Below are 15,213 nucleotides of genomic sequence, written 5' to 3' on the forward strand. Positions count from 1 at the left end.
CAGGAAAGCACGAATTTCAACCCAGTCGGTCTCTCATTGGCGCGAACGCACCAAAAATGGCGCCGAACGAACTGCAAGGTTTTCAACAGCCCTCCCCAACTGGCCAAAAGCTTACCGAGAACTGGACGAAGCCCTGTTGAAAACCCCATTTTTTTTCTCATACGGAAGCTTTGCGCGGCAAGTGAGTAGACTTTTTGGGACATCCCGAGCAGACCGATGATCCCACTTCTCAAAACCACAGGTAGATAGCTTGTTACAAAACTGTCTGGTCGCCAAAGTGCCAAAAGTCTACTCACTTAGGTTACAGAGTGCCCCATTAGCTGCGATTCCAGAGTATTAAGCACCTCCGGACTCAGGTCGTCATACTGGACAAGAATTTGAGTTGAGTTTTCAGGGACAGATGCGCCATCGGCACACCAATAACAGTTACTGATATCGATAAAAGGGATGCTCGAGCGCGTGAGGGCCTGCGCAAAAGAGCTTCCGCCCGTTCCCCGCTCCGCAACCACGGTGCAGTAAAGGCCTGCGTCTGCATGCTCGATCGAAACCTCTCCTGCTGGAAACGCATCCCGTACAAGCGCCGCCAGGCCATCACGCGCCTCACGAGCACGAACGCGCACGCGGTTCACATGTCGCTCGTAATCACCCGATTCCAGCAAACGAGCCAAAGCGACCTGGTCGACAGAGCTCACCGACGAGGCGTAGAAACCAAGGTTGCACCTAAACCGCTTCATCAGCTCATCGGGCAACACCATGTACGCTAGACGCAACGCCGATGAAAGGCTCTTCGAAAACGTGTTGGTGTAGATGACCGATTGAGCGGCATCGATCGAAGCAAGCGCGGGAATCGGCTTGCCGGCCAGACGAAACTCGCAATCAAAGTCATCTTCGATGAGATATCGACCTGGTCGCTCGGCGGCCCAGCTCAGCAGCGCATAGCGACGCGCAATGCTCGTCACAAGGCCGGTCGGATACTGATGGGACGGCATCAGGTGAAGGACATCGGTCCCCGTTTTCTGCAGAGCGCTCAAGTCTACGCCCTCATCATCCAACGGGATCCCTCATCATCCAACGGGATATGTCGAACTTTGCAACCCATAGCCTGATAGATGCGCGTTAGGCGCAAATAGCCCGGGTCCTCAACGGCATACACCTTGTCGGCGCCAAGCAACTGAACCAACATGGTATCGAGCAGCTGGGCGCCTGCGCCGATAACAACGTTGTTGGGGTCGACATTCATGCCCCTTGTCCCGCGCAGATGGTGGGCAATTGCGCGTCGTAGCCGAGTGGTGCCCTGTGCCGGCGCGGTCGAAAAGATTTCGCGCTCGTCTTCGGATGCCAGCGTCGCCCGCAGCGCGCTTTGCCAAAGCCGCGCCGCCTCCAAAGCAGAAGGAGAAAGTGCATCGAATCGCTCGACCTGTCCGTTGACATCATGCGCGCCGGAACCCGCAGAGACGGCATCCCGGTCGATGCCCTCTGCAGCCGAAGCCAAAACCGGTGCATCAGGAAGCTTGCAAGCGTAGTAGCCACGACGCGGCATTGAGCAAATATAGCCCTCGGCAAGTAACTGGCTATATGCATTCTCGATGGTAATGACACTGATTCCCAGATGATTGGCAAAGGCGCGCTTAGACGGAAGATGCTCCCCCGCCGCAATGCGTCCAGCAACGATATCATCTCGAATTTGCTGGTAAATATACTCATAGAGCGATGCTTCGCCGCGTTTTTCCAAATTGTAGTCAAGCATGAGTTTATCACCTGACCTTATTGAGTCATTCAATCTGGTATTAGTCTGGCCTTATTATTATCTCTAAAACTGAGTATTTCGCCATACCCAGCTCCCCGATAGGATGTTCCGTCAAGCAATGCACATGCCAACCAAGGGAGCAACCATGGCAGAACAGACCAGCAAGGCCGATCGCGTCAAACTCAATCGCGAGCTCGCGCAGATGCTCAAGGGCGGCGTCATCATGGACGTCACCACGCCCGAGCAGGCACGCATCGCCGAAGAGGCGGGCGCCTGCGCCGTCATGGCACTCGAGCGCATCCCGGCCGACATCCGTGCCGCAGGCGGCGTCTCACGCATGAGCGACCCCAAGATGATCAAGGGCATCCAAGAGGCCGTCTCCATCCCCGTTATGGCCAAGTGCCGCATCGGCCACATTGTCGAGGCGCAGGTCCTGCAGGCCATCGAGATCGATTACATCGACGAGTCCGAGGTTCTCTCCCCTGCCGACGACGTCTATCACATCGACAAGACCCAGTTTGACGTGCCGTTTGTCTGCGGCGCCCGCGATCTGGGCGAGGCGCTGCGCCGTGTTGCCGAGGGCGCCACGATGATTCGCACCAAGGGTGAGCCGGGTACGGGCGATGTCGTCCAGGCCGTGCGTCACATGCGCAAGATCAAAAAGCAGATCCGCGACGTTGTTGCCCTGCGCGACGACGAGCTCTTTGAGGCAGCCAAGCAACTGCAGGTTCCGGTCGAGCTGGTGCGCGAGGTCCACGCCACGGGCAAGCTTCCCGTCGTGAACTTTGCCGCCGGCGGCGTAGCGACCCCCGCCGACGCCGCGCTGATGATGCAGCTGGGCGCCGAGGGCGTCTTTGTGGGATCGGGCATCTTTAAGAGCGGCAACCCGGCCAAGCGCGCCGCCGCCATCGTCAAGGCCGTGGCAAACTTCACCGATGCCAAACTCATCGCCGAGCTTTCGGAGGACCTGGGCGAGGCCATGGTGGGCATCAACGCCGACGAGATCGAGATTATCATGGAGGAGCGCGGGCGCTAGTCCGGCAGAAAGGATCGCCCATGAGCGATTATGCAGACCAAACGGTCGCCGTGCTGGCGGTCCAAGGCGCTTTTGCCGAGCACGAAGCAAGACTATCCGAGCTGGGCGCACACTGTATTGAGCTGAGGCAGGCGGCCGATTTGCAGCAGAACTTTGACCGTCTGGTACTTCCCGGCGGCGAGTCCACCGTTCAGGGCAAGCTACTTGCCGAACTCGATATGCTCGAGGATCTTCGTACCCGCATTGTTGAAGGCATGCCTGTACTGGGAACTTGTGCCGGTCTGATTCTGTTGGCGCGCGACCTTGCCGCCCACGATGACAAGGGGACACCGCGCTTGGCAACCATGGATATACTCGTTGAGCGCAATGCCTATGGCAGGCAGCTCGGCAGTTTTCGCACCAAGGGGCAGGTAGGCGGTATCGACGTTGAAGTGCCGTTAACGTTTATCCGCGCACCCCGCATCGTCGAGGTGCACGGCAATGCCGAGGCCTTAGCGAAAGTCGACGGACGAATCATCGCCGCGCGCCAGGGCAACCAGCTCGGCGTTACCTTCCACCCCGAGCTCGACGACGACACCCGCCTCCACGAGCTCTTCCTCCAAATGTAGGCAGAAAACAAACGAACGTGGATTTTCGGACGCATAGCAAATGAGAGTGGATAATCTCCCACTTTGAGCTTGGATGCAGGCTCAAACCGGGAGATTATCCACTCTCATGCAATGTAGTCGTTGGGGACGTTCTCAACGACTACATTGCAATAGACGGCCACGTTTGCCCAGATAATACCGACCAAAATAAACCTGTCCCTTTTTGGCAGGTTTGGATCAAGGCAACGCCGGTGTTTTGGCAACGACAGCGAAAACCCGTACACGCGAGCAGGGCGCCTTGAAGCGAGGCGGCATTGACCTTTTGGTCATGCCGCCGAAGTTGAAAGGCAGATTGCCGCTCTGGCGGGCTTGCAGCGTCGGCCCGTTACGGCGTTTGGTAAAACGTCGTAACTAAAAGCGGTTGCCGCGGAAGCCACCGCCGTTGCGGCCGCCACGGTCGCCGCCTCGACCGCCGCGGTCGCCGCCACGGTTGCCGCCGAAGCCGCCACGGTTGCCGCCACGGTTGCCGCCGAAGCCGCCACGGTTGCCACCGCGGTCGCCATAGGCACCACGGTTGCCGCCAAAGCCGCCGCGACCGCCACGATCGCCGCCACGGTCACCAAAGCCGCCACGGCCACCGCGACCACCACGGTCGCCGCCACGGCCACCGCGGTCGCCAAAGCCGCCGCGACCGCCACGGTCGCCGCCACGGCCACCGCGGTCGTCACGGCCGCCGCGAGGACCGCGATCCTCGTCCAGACCCATGGCGACGAGCGGAGCGATAACCTTATCGAGCGCGGCCATCAGCTCGGTGGCCTCCTCGTAAGAAAGCTCGGGCAGGAGCTTCTCCTTCTTGTTGGCAAGCTCGACCAGGCCCTCAGCGGCATCCTCGGCAGCGAAGACGACGATCTTGCGCATATCGCCCTCGGCGTTGTCGATGCGGCCGACCAGATCGGCAGCCTCGGCCTCGGCCATCAGGCCATCGAGCTCACGAAGGCGCATGCCCAGCAGATCGGACATTTCCTTCTGCTCCATCTTGGGCTTGAGGTCAAGGAGCTTGATGGCGCGCTCGATGTTCGCCATACGCTCGGCCTTGGCCTCCTCCTCCTTGGAAATAGCAAAGCGACGGCTACGCAGCAGGCGGGCGGCCTTCTGCATCTTGTCCATCAGCTCTTCGTCATCGTAATCAACGGCGGCCTCGACAACCTCGGCCTCCTCCTCGGCGGAAACCTCGTCAGCAGCCTCAACCTCGGTAGCTTCGGTCTCCACGGTCTCGACTGCCTCGACCTCGGCAGCCATGGTCTCGTTCTCGGTCTCGTTCATGATCTCTTCGTTCTCGGACATGAGACTCCTTCTTGGCCCTCTCGGGCATCATCGCCCCATTCGCGGGGCCCGTCGCGCACTCTTTGCGCTTTAAACATTCATGCCTCTCGGCAAAACGTCCATTAGTTTATGGTGTCGCCATCCAATCTAGCTGCAGAATCTATATGCACACATTAATGCGACATGTCGCGGTATCATGGCCTGAACCAAACGTGTCCACCTTAAGGAGCCCGCCATGATTAAGCCCATCATGAAATCCGAGTTCTTTTTGCGCCTGCCTTCCGAAGACGCAGGGCCCGACGATGCCGTGATCGGGCAGGACCTCCTGGATACGCTCCACGAGCATGAGCACGAGTGCGTGGGGCTCGCCGCCAACATGATCGGCGTGCGCAAACGCATCGTCTGCGTAAAGGACGGCAACAGGACGCTCCTGATGTACAACCCTCAAATTCTTGAGCAGGTCAATGCCTATCAGACGAGCGAAGGATGCCTCTCGCTGATCGGCGAGCGTCCCTGTACCCGCTATCGTCGCATTAAGGTGGAGTATTTGGACGAGAACTTCGTCCACCGCATCAAAAACTTCTCGGGCTACACCGCCGAGATCATCCAGCACGAAATCGACCACTGCAACGGCGTCGTTATATAGTTCCGCGGGTCAAGGAAAATGATCTGTTTTCCTCCGTCCCCTTTGGATCATGGTAACGACGCAGGCTGAGCACACGACAGCGAGCGAGCCGCATTTGCGCCAAGGTGACGTGAAATGAGAGGGCGCTGACCTTCTGGTCGCGCCCTCGAAATTGAACGTCAGATTGGCGTGAATGCGGCTCGCGTAGCGTCAAGCGGTCGGCCGTTCGGTAGAACGGCGGAACCAATTATGACTGGCGGTAGTGATCAAAGAAATCGGCGAGGTCTTCGAGCGACTCTTTGAGCACTTCCATGCGCGGCAGGTACACGATGCGGAAGTGATCGGGCTCAGCCCAGTTGAAGCCGCCGCCACGCGTGATGAGGATCTTCTTCTCGTGCAGCAGGTCGAGGGCAAACTGCTCGTCATCGGTGATGTTGAACTTTTTAACATCCATCTTGGGGAAGATATAAAACGCCGCACGCGGTTTGACCACCGAGATGCCGTCGATCTTGCTGAGCGCCTCATACACAAAGTTGCGCTGCTCGTAGACACGACCGCCGGGGCGGATGTAGTCGTTGACCGACTGATGGCCGCCAAGCGCCGTCTGGACGATCGACTGGGCCGGCACGTTGGAGCACAGGCGCATGTTGGAGAGCATGTTGATGCCCATGATGAAGTCGCTCATGCAGCGCTGGTTGCCCGAAAGCACCATCCAGCCAATGCGATAGCCCGCGATCATATGCGACTTGGACAGGCCGCTAAACGTAATGCAGGGCAGGTCGGGGGCGAGCGATGCAATGGAGACGTGCTCGTAGCCGTCCATGCACAGGCGGTCATAGATCTCGTCGGCAAAAATCATGAGCTGGTGCCTGCGCGCGATCTCAACGATGCCCTCGAGCACCTCGCGCGGATAGACCGAGCCCGTGGGGTTGTTGGGGTTGATGATGACGAGGGCCTTGGTCGCGCTCGTGATCTTGGACTCCATATCCTGCAGATCGGGATACCAATCGGCCTGCTCATCACACAGATAGTGCACGGGATGTCCACCGGCAAGAGTTGCGCACGCCGTCCACAGCGGATAATCGGGGCTGGGAATCAGAATCTCGTCGCCATTGTCGAGCAGCGCGTTCATCGAAAGCTGAATGAGCTCGGACACGCCGTTGCCCGTGTAGATATGTTCCATCTGAACATTGGGCAGGCCCTTGATCTGCGAATACTGCATGATCGCCTTGCGCGCAGAGAACAGACCGCGCGAGTTGGAATAGCCTTCGCAGTCGGGCAGCTGCTGGCGCATGTCCTTAATGACCTCATCGGGCGTGCGGAAACCAAAGGGCGCCGGATTACCGATGTTGAGCTTGAGGATGCACTCGCCTTCGTCCTCCATACGGGCCGCCTCGTCGACAACGGGGCCGCGCACGTCATACAGAACGTTCTCGAGTTTGGTGGATTTAGAAAAAGTACGCATGGTGGTGCTCCTTGCAATTTGATCTGAGGGATAGGGTTCGGGCTTGGAAACGTTGTGGGTCGATGATGTCTCGCCTTGATCGGCGTCACCGGCGAGCAGCCAGGTAACATCGACCTCCAAAATGCGGGCGAGTAGCTCTGCCACATCGCGCCGCGGAATCGTCTTGCCGCTCACATATTGGCTCATCTGACTCTTGCCGAGTTTTTTGCCGAGCATCTCAGATGCGCGGATTACGTCCGACTGGCGAACGTCGCGATCGGACATAGCCTGTCGCAGGCGATCGCTAAACGTCTCTTGGGTCACAGGAACCTCCTTGCTGGCGAAGTTCAATTTACAGAACACGAATTGAACCAAGGTTCAATTTAGCAAGCAGTATAGCGCCGTGCTATTTCTAAAAGTTCAATTTCAAAAATAACATGACCCAAACCTCAAGATTTACCCCAAGGCGGTAACGACGTGCGCCCATTTAGAGGTATTCGAGAAAACGGGCGGCGGCAAGCGAAACATCGGCCGTTCGATATATGGCGTTGATCTGCCGATGGGGATGCCCTTCGAGCGGTCGCACGGCAACATCGAACTGACAGCGGCGCATGATGAGCGCGGGAAGAATGCTCACACCCAGGCCGTCCTCGACCATAGCCATAATCGCATAGTCATCCCAGGTCGACAGTTTTGAGTGCACTGCCAGTCCCGCCCGACGAAACAGCGGCGTAATCTCGTCATCGGTGCCGCGTTCTAGCAGAATAAACTGCTCGTTGGCCAAGTCGGCAAGAGAGACGACCTCCGCCGTGGCAAACAACGAGCCTGACGGCACCACCGCCATTAACTCGTCACGCACCAAAGGCAGCGATGTCATGCCGTTTTCTCGGGGCTCACGAGGGATAAAGCCCAGATCGCAGCGACCCTCTGCAACCCATTGTTCAATCTCTGAATAGTCGCCCATCAGCAACTCGTAATCGACGTCTGGATGATCAGCACGAAAACGCGCAATCACCGGCGGCAGCACGTGGGTCGCCACGCTCGAAAACGTACCGATGCAGATTTTGCCGCGCATGAGCCCACGCATCTCATCCACCCGTCGCTGCAAGCGAACGAATTCCTCGCAGAGCGCCTCGACAGCCGGCATGACCTGCCGCCCGTCGGCAGAAAGAGCAACACCTTCACGACTGCGGTCGAGCACCTTAAAGCCCCAATCGGCCTCAAGATCGGCCACCATGCGGCTCACGCCCGATTGCGAGTAGCTCAGGCGCTCGGCAGCACGCGTAAAGCTTCCAGCGCGCACGGTCTCCAGCAGCACCTGCATCTTTTGAATATTCGTTTCCACGACATGCCTCCACCTTTGCATGAGTTTTTGTCATGTTTTCCATGCATTATATTCGCTTTTCTTCTAAAGCCAGTTCACCCATAGTGAACATGCACAGATATAGAGGGGACGGCAGCGCATGAACAACGGATTGATTACGTATTTAGCAGCATTGTTGTTGTTTGGCTCCAACGGCATCATCGCTGCGGCCATCGCACTCCCGAGCTCCGATATCGTGCTGCTACGCACTTTTCTGGGAGCCCTTTCGCTTGTCACCATCCTCGCCATTACCCAACGCCATAATCTGCAGGCGCCTTCTCGCCCCCGCGAAGCCGCAGCCCTCCTCCTCTCGGGAGCCGCGCTGGGCGCCAGCTGGATTTTTCTGTTCCGCGCTTATCAGACGATCGGCGTCGGCGTTTCTTCGCTGCTGTACTACTGCGGCCCCATCATCGTCATGGCCCTCTCACCGTTTATTTTTGGCGAAAAACTAACCGGTGGCAAAATCGCCGGGTTTATCGCAGTCGCCTGCGGCGCTTTTCTCATTGCAGCGCAAGGTCTAGGCGGCAATATGCCCATTGCGGGCATCGTCTGCGGAATCGCCTCGGCCTTCTGTTATGCATTGATGGTCATCGCCAGCAAGGGCGCGCCGCACATCGAAGGCCTCGAGAACTCCGCGCTCCAGGTGAGTGCCGCCTTTGTGACCGCGCTGGTCCTTACACTCGTCACCCAAGGCACCCCCTCATTCCTGTCCGCCAGCATCGCCGCAACCATCGATTGGCGCGCCGTCGCTATGCTCGGCGTCGTCAACACCGGCATCGGTTGTCTGCTCTACTTTAGCGCCGTCGCCAAACTGCCCGTGCAGACCGTCGCTGTCGTCGGCTACCTCGAGCCGCTTTCGGCCGTCGTGTTCTCGTCCGCCCTTTTGGGCGAAGTCATAACACCAGTCCGCCTGATGGGCGCCGTGCTTATCATCGGCGGCGCGATCTTTTGCGAACTCGCCGGTAAACGCTCAGGCGCCAAGACCGGTATCGCTCAGGCAGCACGCGTCTAAAAGTTCCCTTTTCGGTTTCAAAGCAGGAGCGCGTCCGCGGTTATTACATTGCAGCAAAGCCATACAGCGGATGCGCCCCTGTTTTGAAATGCTACCTGCGTACATAAATAATCCCCAGCTGGGGATTATTGTCTAAAATTACCCGATGTGCCAAACAGCTCTTGTATGTATAAAGACGGCATAAAAGTTATCTGTCCAAGACAGATAACCGGATGTCCAAGGGAGTCCACGTGGCGCACGCCAAACTGGAGGCAAACCTCCAAGACCAGCACGGTCAAGTACGTGGTAATCGCCATGAAGGCCGACAACCACAACGAGAGCGGCATCTTTGCCCTGTTTAGCCTGGTGCGCAAAGTGGCGCCGTGGCTGATCCTACCTGCCATGATCGGCGGCGCGGCGCTGCTCGCCAATAACTCCAGCTCGAGGTTCAGATCGAGGAAGCCGAGGAAATGGATGTCGGTATCTTCTCGGAAGAGCTTGGCAACGGCAACGAAGCCGGTAGGGACATGAACGTCGACCCCACCGAGCTGCTCGGGAGCGTCGCCGATACGCCCGAACAGCAACAGCTCGACGGCCTCGAGAGCGAACAACTCAACGACGCCAACTTCTAACGACGTCGCGCGTCGACGACAGCGGCCCTGCGCCTCATGGGAGGCGCAGGGCCGCTTTGCATTGCAGTAAAACCGCCGGCTACGAACGACGCGGCTCGGGAACCACGAGTCTATCGGGGCTCGCGCCCTCGGCATCCATCAGGCTCACGTAGCGAATCGACGGATCCTCATACGTTGAGTAATAGTAATTGCCCGTGCGCGCGCTAAAGCATCCGGTGTAGATAGTCTTCTCGAACTTGCCGTCACCCATCTTGGACGCGCCCTCGATCATCGCCACCCCCTCGAGCGAGCGGAACATGCGAATGACGTTCTCGGCCTCGCTGTCTTTTTGCGGGTAATTGGCATTGAGGTATGCCGCCTTTACAAAACGGCTCGGCGAATAGCAGTCACCCGGAATACCGCGCATGCCGGCACCCGCGCCATAGGGCTTGAGCTCGGCGCCACGCCATGTCGCCGTCTGAGGAAAATCGCTTGTGGCGGTGATATAAGTGCGCAGGTTTTCCATGTGCCACGGGAAGGTCGGCTGATTGGCAAGGGTGTCGACCGGATCGTCGTATACATGCAGACCGTCAGCCATCATCTCGACCACGATGCTGCGCCGGCTGTCGCCGATAATCCAATGGAGCAGCGACACACCCAGCCCCTCTCCGGCAGATTTGGCAACAATCACCGTGTCGCGCAGCGCAGCCTCGACCTCGTCGACCGTCGAGAACGTCGCTGCCACCCACAGGGGAAACTCATAGGCCGCGATATTGGTCTTTCCATCAACCGGGTCCTCGGCATACTCGGCATAACCGGGAAAGTTGAGCCCTGCCACAGCCAGACCCGCATCGTTACCACAGTCGAAAAACATAGGATAGTTCTTGTAATCGATGCACATGCCGATTACCGCGTGTGCCGCCGACGCATCGTCGATAAACGAATACGGGATATGGAACCCGCGGGGCATCACGCGAACCTGTTGGCCGTAGCTAAAGCTCCAGTCGAGGTTGCGACCCAGATACATGTTGCCGGAATTATCGGTAAATCGAATGCTCGTGCACATGGCGCCTCCTAGCCATTCGTCCTTGCTAAGCTCATTGTTACCAAACAAATAGGCGCTAAACACAAAAGCCCGGACATGACAATATCGTCACGCCCGGACCACACAAGCAAGATAAACTCAACCAAGTCAACCTCGCAGGTCGTCTAAGGGGTCAAAGTACCGCAGATTGCCACGAAAGAGGAGCGAAGCGTACTTAAGGTACGCGAGCGACGATTGAGCGGCAAGGTGCGGCGCTTTGGTCTCCTTAGACCAACTTTCCAAGACAGTGATCGATCATATGCTGGATCATTTGTGCCTCAAAGCCCGTGTAGTCGCGGCGGCACTCCTTCATCTTGCCGTCGACGATCTGGTCAAAGGCAACCTTGCACTTGATATAGCGCGTGGACTTGGTGATTTCGTCGTGCGTCAGGCAGCTCTCCTCCATCTTGCTGGCGCCCAGGCCAAACACCAGACGGGGGTTGTAGAGCACGTGGGGCTCGCCGGCGTCGTCCAGATAGACGCAGACCTTCTTGGTGACGCCAATCTGGTTGGCGGCAAGGCAGCCGGCGTCCTCGAGCGAGTTGATGGTGTCGATCAGGTCCTGTGCGACCGACTCGTCCTCGACAGTCGCAACCTCGCAACGCTGGGACAGGATGGCCTCGTCGCGGCAGAGCTCTTTAATCATACGTTCCTCCAAAGAGTTCAATGTAACTGCTTAAGTATACGGTACCTACACATTTTCATGCGAAAAATACCGTCCGCCTGTTACAAAGCGCCGAACTTCAACATGCGAGAAACATCGACCTTCCAAAGGCGATATAGTAGGTAAGTTCGTGTCAATCGGCCTAAACTCGGGGCCGAACAAGGAAAGGGTATGCATGGACGAACTTTTTCACGTCAGTGAGCGCAAGTCCACAATCGGGACCGAACTTCGCGCTGGACTGACAACATTCCTGGCGATGGCCTACATCATCGCCGTCAACCCTGCGGTGCTCTCGGGGGCTGGCATCGATGCGGGAGCGCTCGCCTGCGCCACCTGCCTGGGCGCCGGCATCATGACCATCTGCATGGGCATCTTCGCCAACCGCCCGCTCGCCTGCGCGTCGGGCTTAGGCGTCAACGCGATGATCGCTGGAATCACCACCACCGTCTGCGGCGGTGACTGGCACGTGGCCATGAGCGTCATCTTCCTTGAGGGCGTCGTCATCTTGCTGCTCGTGCTTTGTGGCCTGCGCGAGGCCATCATGGATGCCATCCCGGTTGTCCTGCGTCACGCCATCTCGGTGGGCCTGGGCCTGTTCATCGCCATGATTGGCCTGTGCGATGCCGGCATTATCACCGCTGGCGCCGGTACACTCGTCGGTCTGGGCGACATCACCTCCCCCACCTTCATCGTCGGCATTATCTCCATCCTGGTGACAGTCGCCCTCGCCTGCTGCAACGTCCCCGGCTCGCTGCTCATCGGCATCATCGTCGCCGTTATCGCCGGTATCCCCCTAGGTGTGACCCATGCTCCGACCGGTATTATCGCCCCGCTCGACTTCTCGAGCATCGGTGGCCCCATCGCCGACGCCGGCGGCGTGCCCGCCATCGTCAAGGTCCTTACCGACCCCACGCTCCTCGTCATCTCGTTCTCGCTGCTCATGAGTGACTTCTTCGACACCATGGGCACCGCGATGGCCGTGGCCAAGCAGGGCGAGTTCCTCACCGACGACGGCAACGTCGAGAATATCAAGGAGATCCTGCTCGTCGACTCCGCCGCCGCTGCTGTGGGCGGTTTTATGGGCGTCTCCTCCATCACCACCTTCGTCGAGTCCACCTCTGGCGCTGCCGACGGTGGCCGCACGGGCCTCACCTCCGTCACCACCGGCGTGCTGTTCATTCTCGCCGCGTTCTTCTCCCCCATCGTCACCATCGTTTCCAGCGCCGCCACCTGCGGTGCTCTGGTCTACGTCGGCTACCTCATGATGAGCGAGGCCTCCGAGATCGACTGGTCCGACGTGTCGCAGGGTTTCCCAGCGTTCATGATTGTCGCCGGCGTGCCCTTCACCTACTCCATCTCTGCCGGCATCGGTCTGGGCTTTATCGCCTACGTGGTCGTCGCGCTCTTTAAGGGCGAGGCCTCCAAGATCAAGCCGCTCATGTGGATCGCAGCACTCGCCTTCCTCGTCTACTTCTTTGTAGCGTAAGGGCAAAGCTGCCAAAGCAAAACCTCAAGGCGCAGAGTCGTATCAAGCGGCTCTGCGCCTTTCTTTTAGCGACGGTCCCTACGCCGACGTGCGACAATCGTATTTGTAGATGTCGAAATGCAGAGAGAAGCCTGTCATGGAAGCGCGTCAAAAGCAGATAACCATTCATTCAAAGCATGTCGAAAGCGCGCCCGTCATTTACCTTCCCGCGGTCATGGGTGATGGCACCGAGGTCTATAGCCGTTGTCTTGAGCTTGATTGCCCGCCATTCACCCTGGTCGCCATTGGCGGGCTCGATTGGAATCGCGAGCTGAGCCCTTGGGAATGCGACGGAACCGTGCGCGATGCCGAGCCCTTTGGTGGACAGGCGTTCGAGTTTCTCGATGAACTGCTGAATCGGATAATCCCAGAGGTCGAGCCATCACTTCCCTGCCCGCCTACCTGGCGCGGCATTGCCGGTTACTCATTGGCGGGCCTCTTTTCGCTTTGGTCGCTCTGGCAGACCGATGCCTTTGACCGCGCCGCAAGCGCATCGGGGTCCCTATGGTTTCCCGGATTTCTCGATTACGCACACGGGCACACGATGCCAGCCGCGCCCAACGCCGTTTATCTATCACTCGGCAAAAAGGAGACCAAGACGCCCAACCGCATGATGCGGCACGTACTCGACGACACGCGCGCAATGGAAAAACTACTCGGCGACCGAGGCATCCCCGCGACCTTCGAGCTCAACCCCGGTAACCACTTTGCCCAAACCGGTGTGCGCATGGCCCGCGGCATACACTGGATACTGACGCATTAAAAATGGCGCCCACGCGTACGCACGGGCGCCATTTTTTTGATTTAGCTGAACACAACTACTACTCGACAGTCTCCTCGAGTTCGGAAACGGCGAACTCAAAGTCGTTGCCAGGCAGAATCGCGTTGAGCACGATGCCCACCAGCGAGCCCACGGCAAGGCCCGAAAGCGAAATCGTCACGCCGAACAGCTTCAGCACGATGCCACCGGCGGCGCTGTAGGCAATGCCGAGTGAAAGCACGAGCACCAGAGCGACCACCAGCACGTTGCGGTTGTTCTGGAAATCGACCTGGTTCTCGATGAGGTTACGGACGCCCACGGCGCTGATCATGCCATAGAGCACGAGCGACACGCCGCCGATAACGCATGCCGGCATGGCGGCGATCACGGCAGCGAACTTGGGGCAGAACGAAAGCACGATGGCGCAGCACGCGGCAATGCGAATCACGCGCGGGTCAAACACGCGCGTCAGGGCGAGCACGCCGGTGTTCTCGCCATACGTGGTGTTGGCCGGAGCGCCAAAGAGCGAAGCCAGAATCGTGGCGAGACCATCACCGAGCAGCGTGCGATGCAGGCCGGGATCGGCGATGTAGTTGCGCTCGCAGGTGGAGCCAATAGCGGATATATCGCCGATATGCTCAATCATGGTTGCAAAGGCCAGCGGCATGATGGTGATGATGGCCGTCGTGGCAAGGCCGCTATCGAACTGCGGCCCAAAGAGTGCAAACACCGTGTTGTCCCACACGACGGGCAAGCCAAGCCAGGGAGCGGCTGCGACGCCGGAGAAATCGACCTCGCCCAGCGCAGCCGCAACGGCATAGCTCACCACGACGCCCAGTAAAATCGGCACGATCTTGACCATGCCGCGACCCCAAATATTGCAGATGACGATTACGGCGACGGCAACCACGGCAACGAGCCAGTTAGTCTGGCAGTTGGCAATAGCGGAACTCGCCAGGATCAGACCGATCGAAATGACAATGGGGCCAGTCACCACCGGCGGGAAGAAGCGCATGACGCGCTTGGCGCCAAACGTGCGGAAGAGCGCCGCAAGCACCGGGTAGAGCAAACCGGCGCAGGCAACGCCCAGGCAAGCGTAGGGCAATAGCTCGGCCTCGCCGTTTGGCGCGATTGCGGCATAACCGGCAATAAAGGCAAACGATGAGCCCAAAAATGCGGGGACCTTACCGCGTGACAGGAAGTGGAATAGCAGCGTGCCCAAGCCGGCAAACAAAAGCGTTGCCGATACCGAAAGGCCGGTGAGCACGGGCACCAGCACCGTGGCACCAAACATGGCAAACAGGTGCTGCAGACCGAGCAGAAACATGCGCGGGCGGCCGAGCGACGAAGCGTCGTAGATGGCATCGGTGACGGCGGGCGTCGAGGACTGGGGCATGGATGTCCTTTCGAATGGAAGGGCGCTCGGGCATAGCGGATAACCTGCCCAAACGAT

The 15,213-nt window shown here is 58.7% G+C and carries 15 protein-coding genes and 1 pseudogene; 8 read left to right on the forward strand and 8 right to left on the reverse strand.

The window, feature by feature from the left end:
* Positions 1-296: 296 nt before the first annotated feature.
* Both ACTQ1S_RS03525 and ACTQ1S_RS03530 read right to left on the reverse strand, forming a co-directional pair.
* Entirely contained in the window at positions 297-1,052 is a 756-nt protein-coding gene (locus ACTQ1S_RS03525; RefSeq protein ID WP_441547088.1) for an aminotransferase class I/II-fold pyridoxal phosphate-dependent enzyme, read from the reverse strand.
* The gene (locus ACTQ1S_RS03530) at positions 1,034-1,747 is read right to left on the reverse strand and encodes an aminotransferase class I/II-fold pyridoxal phosphate-dependent enzyme (RefSeq protein ID WP_441547089.1); all 714 of its coding nucleotides are present in this window, start codon (positions 1,745-1,747) and stop codon (positions 1,034-1,036) included. Before ACTQ1S_RS03530 ends, ACTQ1S_RS03525 begins: the two co-directional genes overlap by 19 nt.
* A gap of 145 nt (positions 1,748-1,892) precedes the next feature.
* Between ACTQ1S_RS03530 and pdxS the strand changes: the two genes are divergently transcribed.
* A complete protein-coding gene (gene pdxS / locus ACTQ1S_RS03535) occupies positions 1,893-2,783 on the forward strand; it encodes a pyridoxal 5'-phosphate synthase lyase subunit PdxS (protein ID WP_441547090.1) in 891 nt (296 codons plus the stop codon).
* Positions 2,784-2,803: 20 nt separating this feature from the next.
* Positions 2,804-3,391, forward strand: coding sequence for a pyridoxal 5'-phosphate synthase glutaminase subunit PdxT (gene pdxT, locus ACTQ1S_RS03540; protein WP_441547091.1), 588 nt, complete (start codon positions 2,804-2,806; stop codon positions 3,389-3,391).
* A gap of 390 nt (positions 3,392-3,781) precedes the next feature.
* Here the strand turns inward: pdxT and ACTQ1S_RS03545 are convergent, their stop codons facing one another.
* A complete protein-coding gene (locus ACTQ1S_RS03545; protein WP_441547092.1) occupies positions 3,782-4,714 on the reverse strand; it encodes a hypothetical protein in 933 nt (310 codons plus the stop codon).
* Positions 4,715-4,928: 214 nt separating this feature from the next.
* Here ACTQ1S_RS03545 and ACTQ1S_RS03550 point away from each other — a divergent pair, with 214 nt between their 5' ends.
* Positions 4,929-5,339 (forward strand): peptide deformylase, encoded by a 411-nt coding sequence (locus tag ACTQ1S_RS03550; protein ID WP_441547093.1) that lies wholly within the window; start codon positions 4,929-4,931, stop codon positions 5,337-5,339.
* Positions 5,340-5,565: 226 nt separating this feature from the next.
* Here the strand turns inward: ACTQ1S_RS03550 and ACTQ1S_RS03555 are convergent, their stop codons facing one another.
* Positions 5,566-7,047 carry an aminotransferase class I/II-fold pyridoxal phosphate-dependent enzyme gene (locus tag ACTQ1S_RS03555; RefSeq protein WP_441547128.1) on the reverse strand — a complete coding sequence of 494 codons (1,482 nt, stop codon included), beginning with the start codon at positions 7,045-7,047 and terminating at the stop codon, positions 5,566-5,568.
* 202 nt (positions 7,048-7,249) lie between these two features.
* Entirely contained in the window at positions 7,250-8,107 is an 858-nt protein-coding gene (locus ACTQ1S_RS03560; RefSeq protein WP_370450624.1) for a LysR family transcriptional regulator, read from the reverse strand.
* Positions 8,108-8,225: 118 nt separating this feature from the next.
* On the opposite strand from ACTQ1S_RS03560, the gene ACTQ1S_RS03565 reads away from it, so the two are divergent.
* From ACTQ1S_RS03565 to ACTQ1S_RS03575, 3 genes and pseudogenes are all read left to right on the forward strand, one after another.
* Entirely contained in the window at positions 8,226-9,137 is a 912-nt protein-coding gene (locus ACTQ1S_RS03565; RefSeq protein ID WP_427796138.1) for a DMT family transporter, read from the forward strand.
* Positions 9,138-9,404: 267 nt separating this feature from the next.
* A pseudogene (locus tag ACTQ1S_RS03570) lies at positions 9,405-9,548 on the forward strand (KUP/HAK/KT family potassium transporter); the annotation flags it as partial.
* Between the two features lie 38 nt (positions 9,549-9,586).
* A complete protein-coding gene (locus ACTQ1S_RS03575; protein WP_441547130.1) occupies positions 9,587-9,748 on the forward strand; it encodes a hypothetical protein in 162 nt (53 codons plus the stop codon).
* 79 nt (positions 9,749-9,827) lie between these two features.
* Here the strand turns inward: ACTQ1S_RS03575 and bsh are convergent, their stop codons facing one another.
* Together bsh and ACTQ1S_RS03585 are read right to left on the reverse strand one after the other, a co-directional pair.
* On the reverse strand, positions 9,828-10,793 hold the full coding sequence (bsh, locus tag ACTQ1S_RS03580; protein WP_427719772.1) for a choloylglycine hydrolase: 966 nt from the start codon (positions 10,791-10,793) through the stop codon (positions 9,828-9,830).
* 244 nt (positions 10,794-11,037) lie between these two features.
* Positions 11,038-11,457, reverse strand: coding sequence for a peptide deformylase (locus ACTQ1S_RS03585; protein ID WP_441547094.1), 420 nt, complete (start codon positions 11,455-11,457; stop codon positions 11,038-11,040).
* A 193-nt stretch (positions 11,458-11,650) separates the two neighbouring features.
* Here ACTQ1S_RS03585 and ACTQ1S_RS03590 point away from each other — a divergent pair, with 193 nt between their 5' ends.
* Complete coding sequence (locus tag ACTQ1S_RS03590; protein ID WP_441547095.1) at positions 11,651-12,961, forward strand: NCS2 family permease; 1,311 nt, start codon at positions 11,651-11,653, stop codon at positions 12,959-12,961.
* 136 nt (positions 12,962-13,097) lie between these two features.
* The gene (locus ACTQ1S_RS03595) at positions 13,098-13,763 is read left to right on the forward strand and encodes an alpha/beta hydrolase (protein WP_441547096.1); all 666 of its coding nucleotides are present in this window, start codon (positions 13,098-13,100) and stop codon (positions 13,761-13,763) included.
* A gap of 58 nt (positions 13,764-13,821) precedes the next feature.
* Here the strand turns inward: ACTQ1S_RS03595 and ACTQ1S_RS03600 are convergent, their stop codons facing one another.
* A complete protein-coding gene (locus ACTQ1S_RS03600) occupies positions 13,822-15,156 on the reverse strand; it encodes a uracil-xanthine permease family protein (RefSeq protein WP_441547097.1) in 1,335 nt (444 codons plus the stop codon).
* Between the last annotated feature and the right edge of the window lie 57 nt (positions 15,157-15,213).

Source organism: Collinsella sp. LCP21S3_D3 (assembly GCF_052118305.1).
In the GTDB taxonomy this organism is placed as follows: Bacteria; Actinomycetota; Coriobacteriia; order Coriobacteriales; family Coriobacteriaceae; genus Collinsella.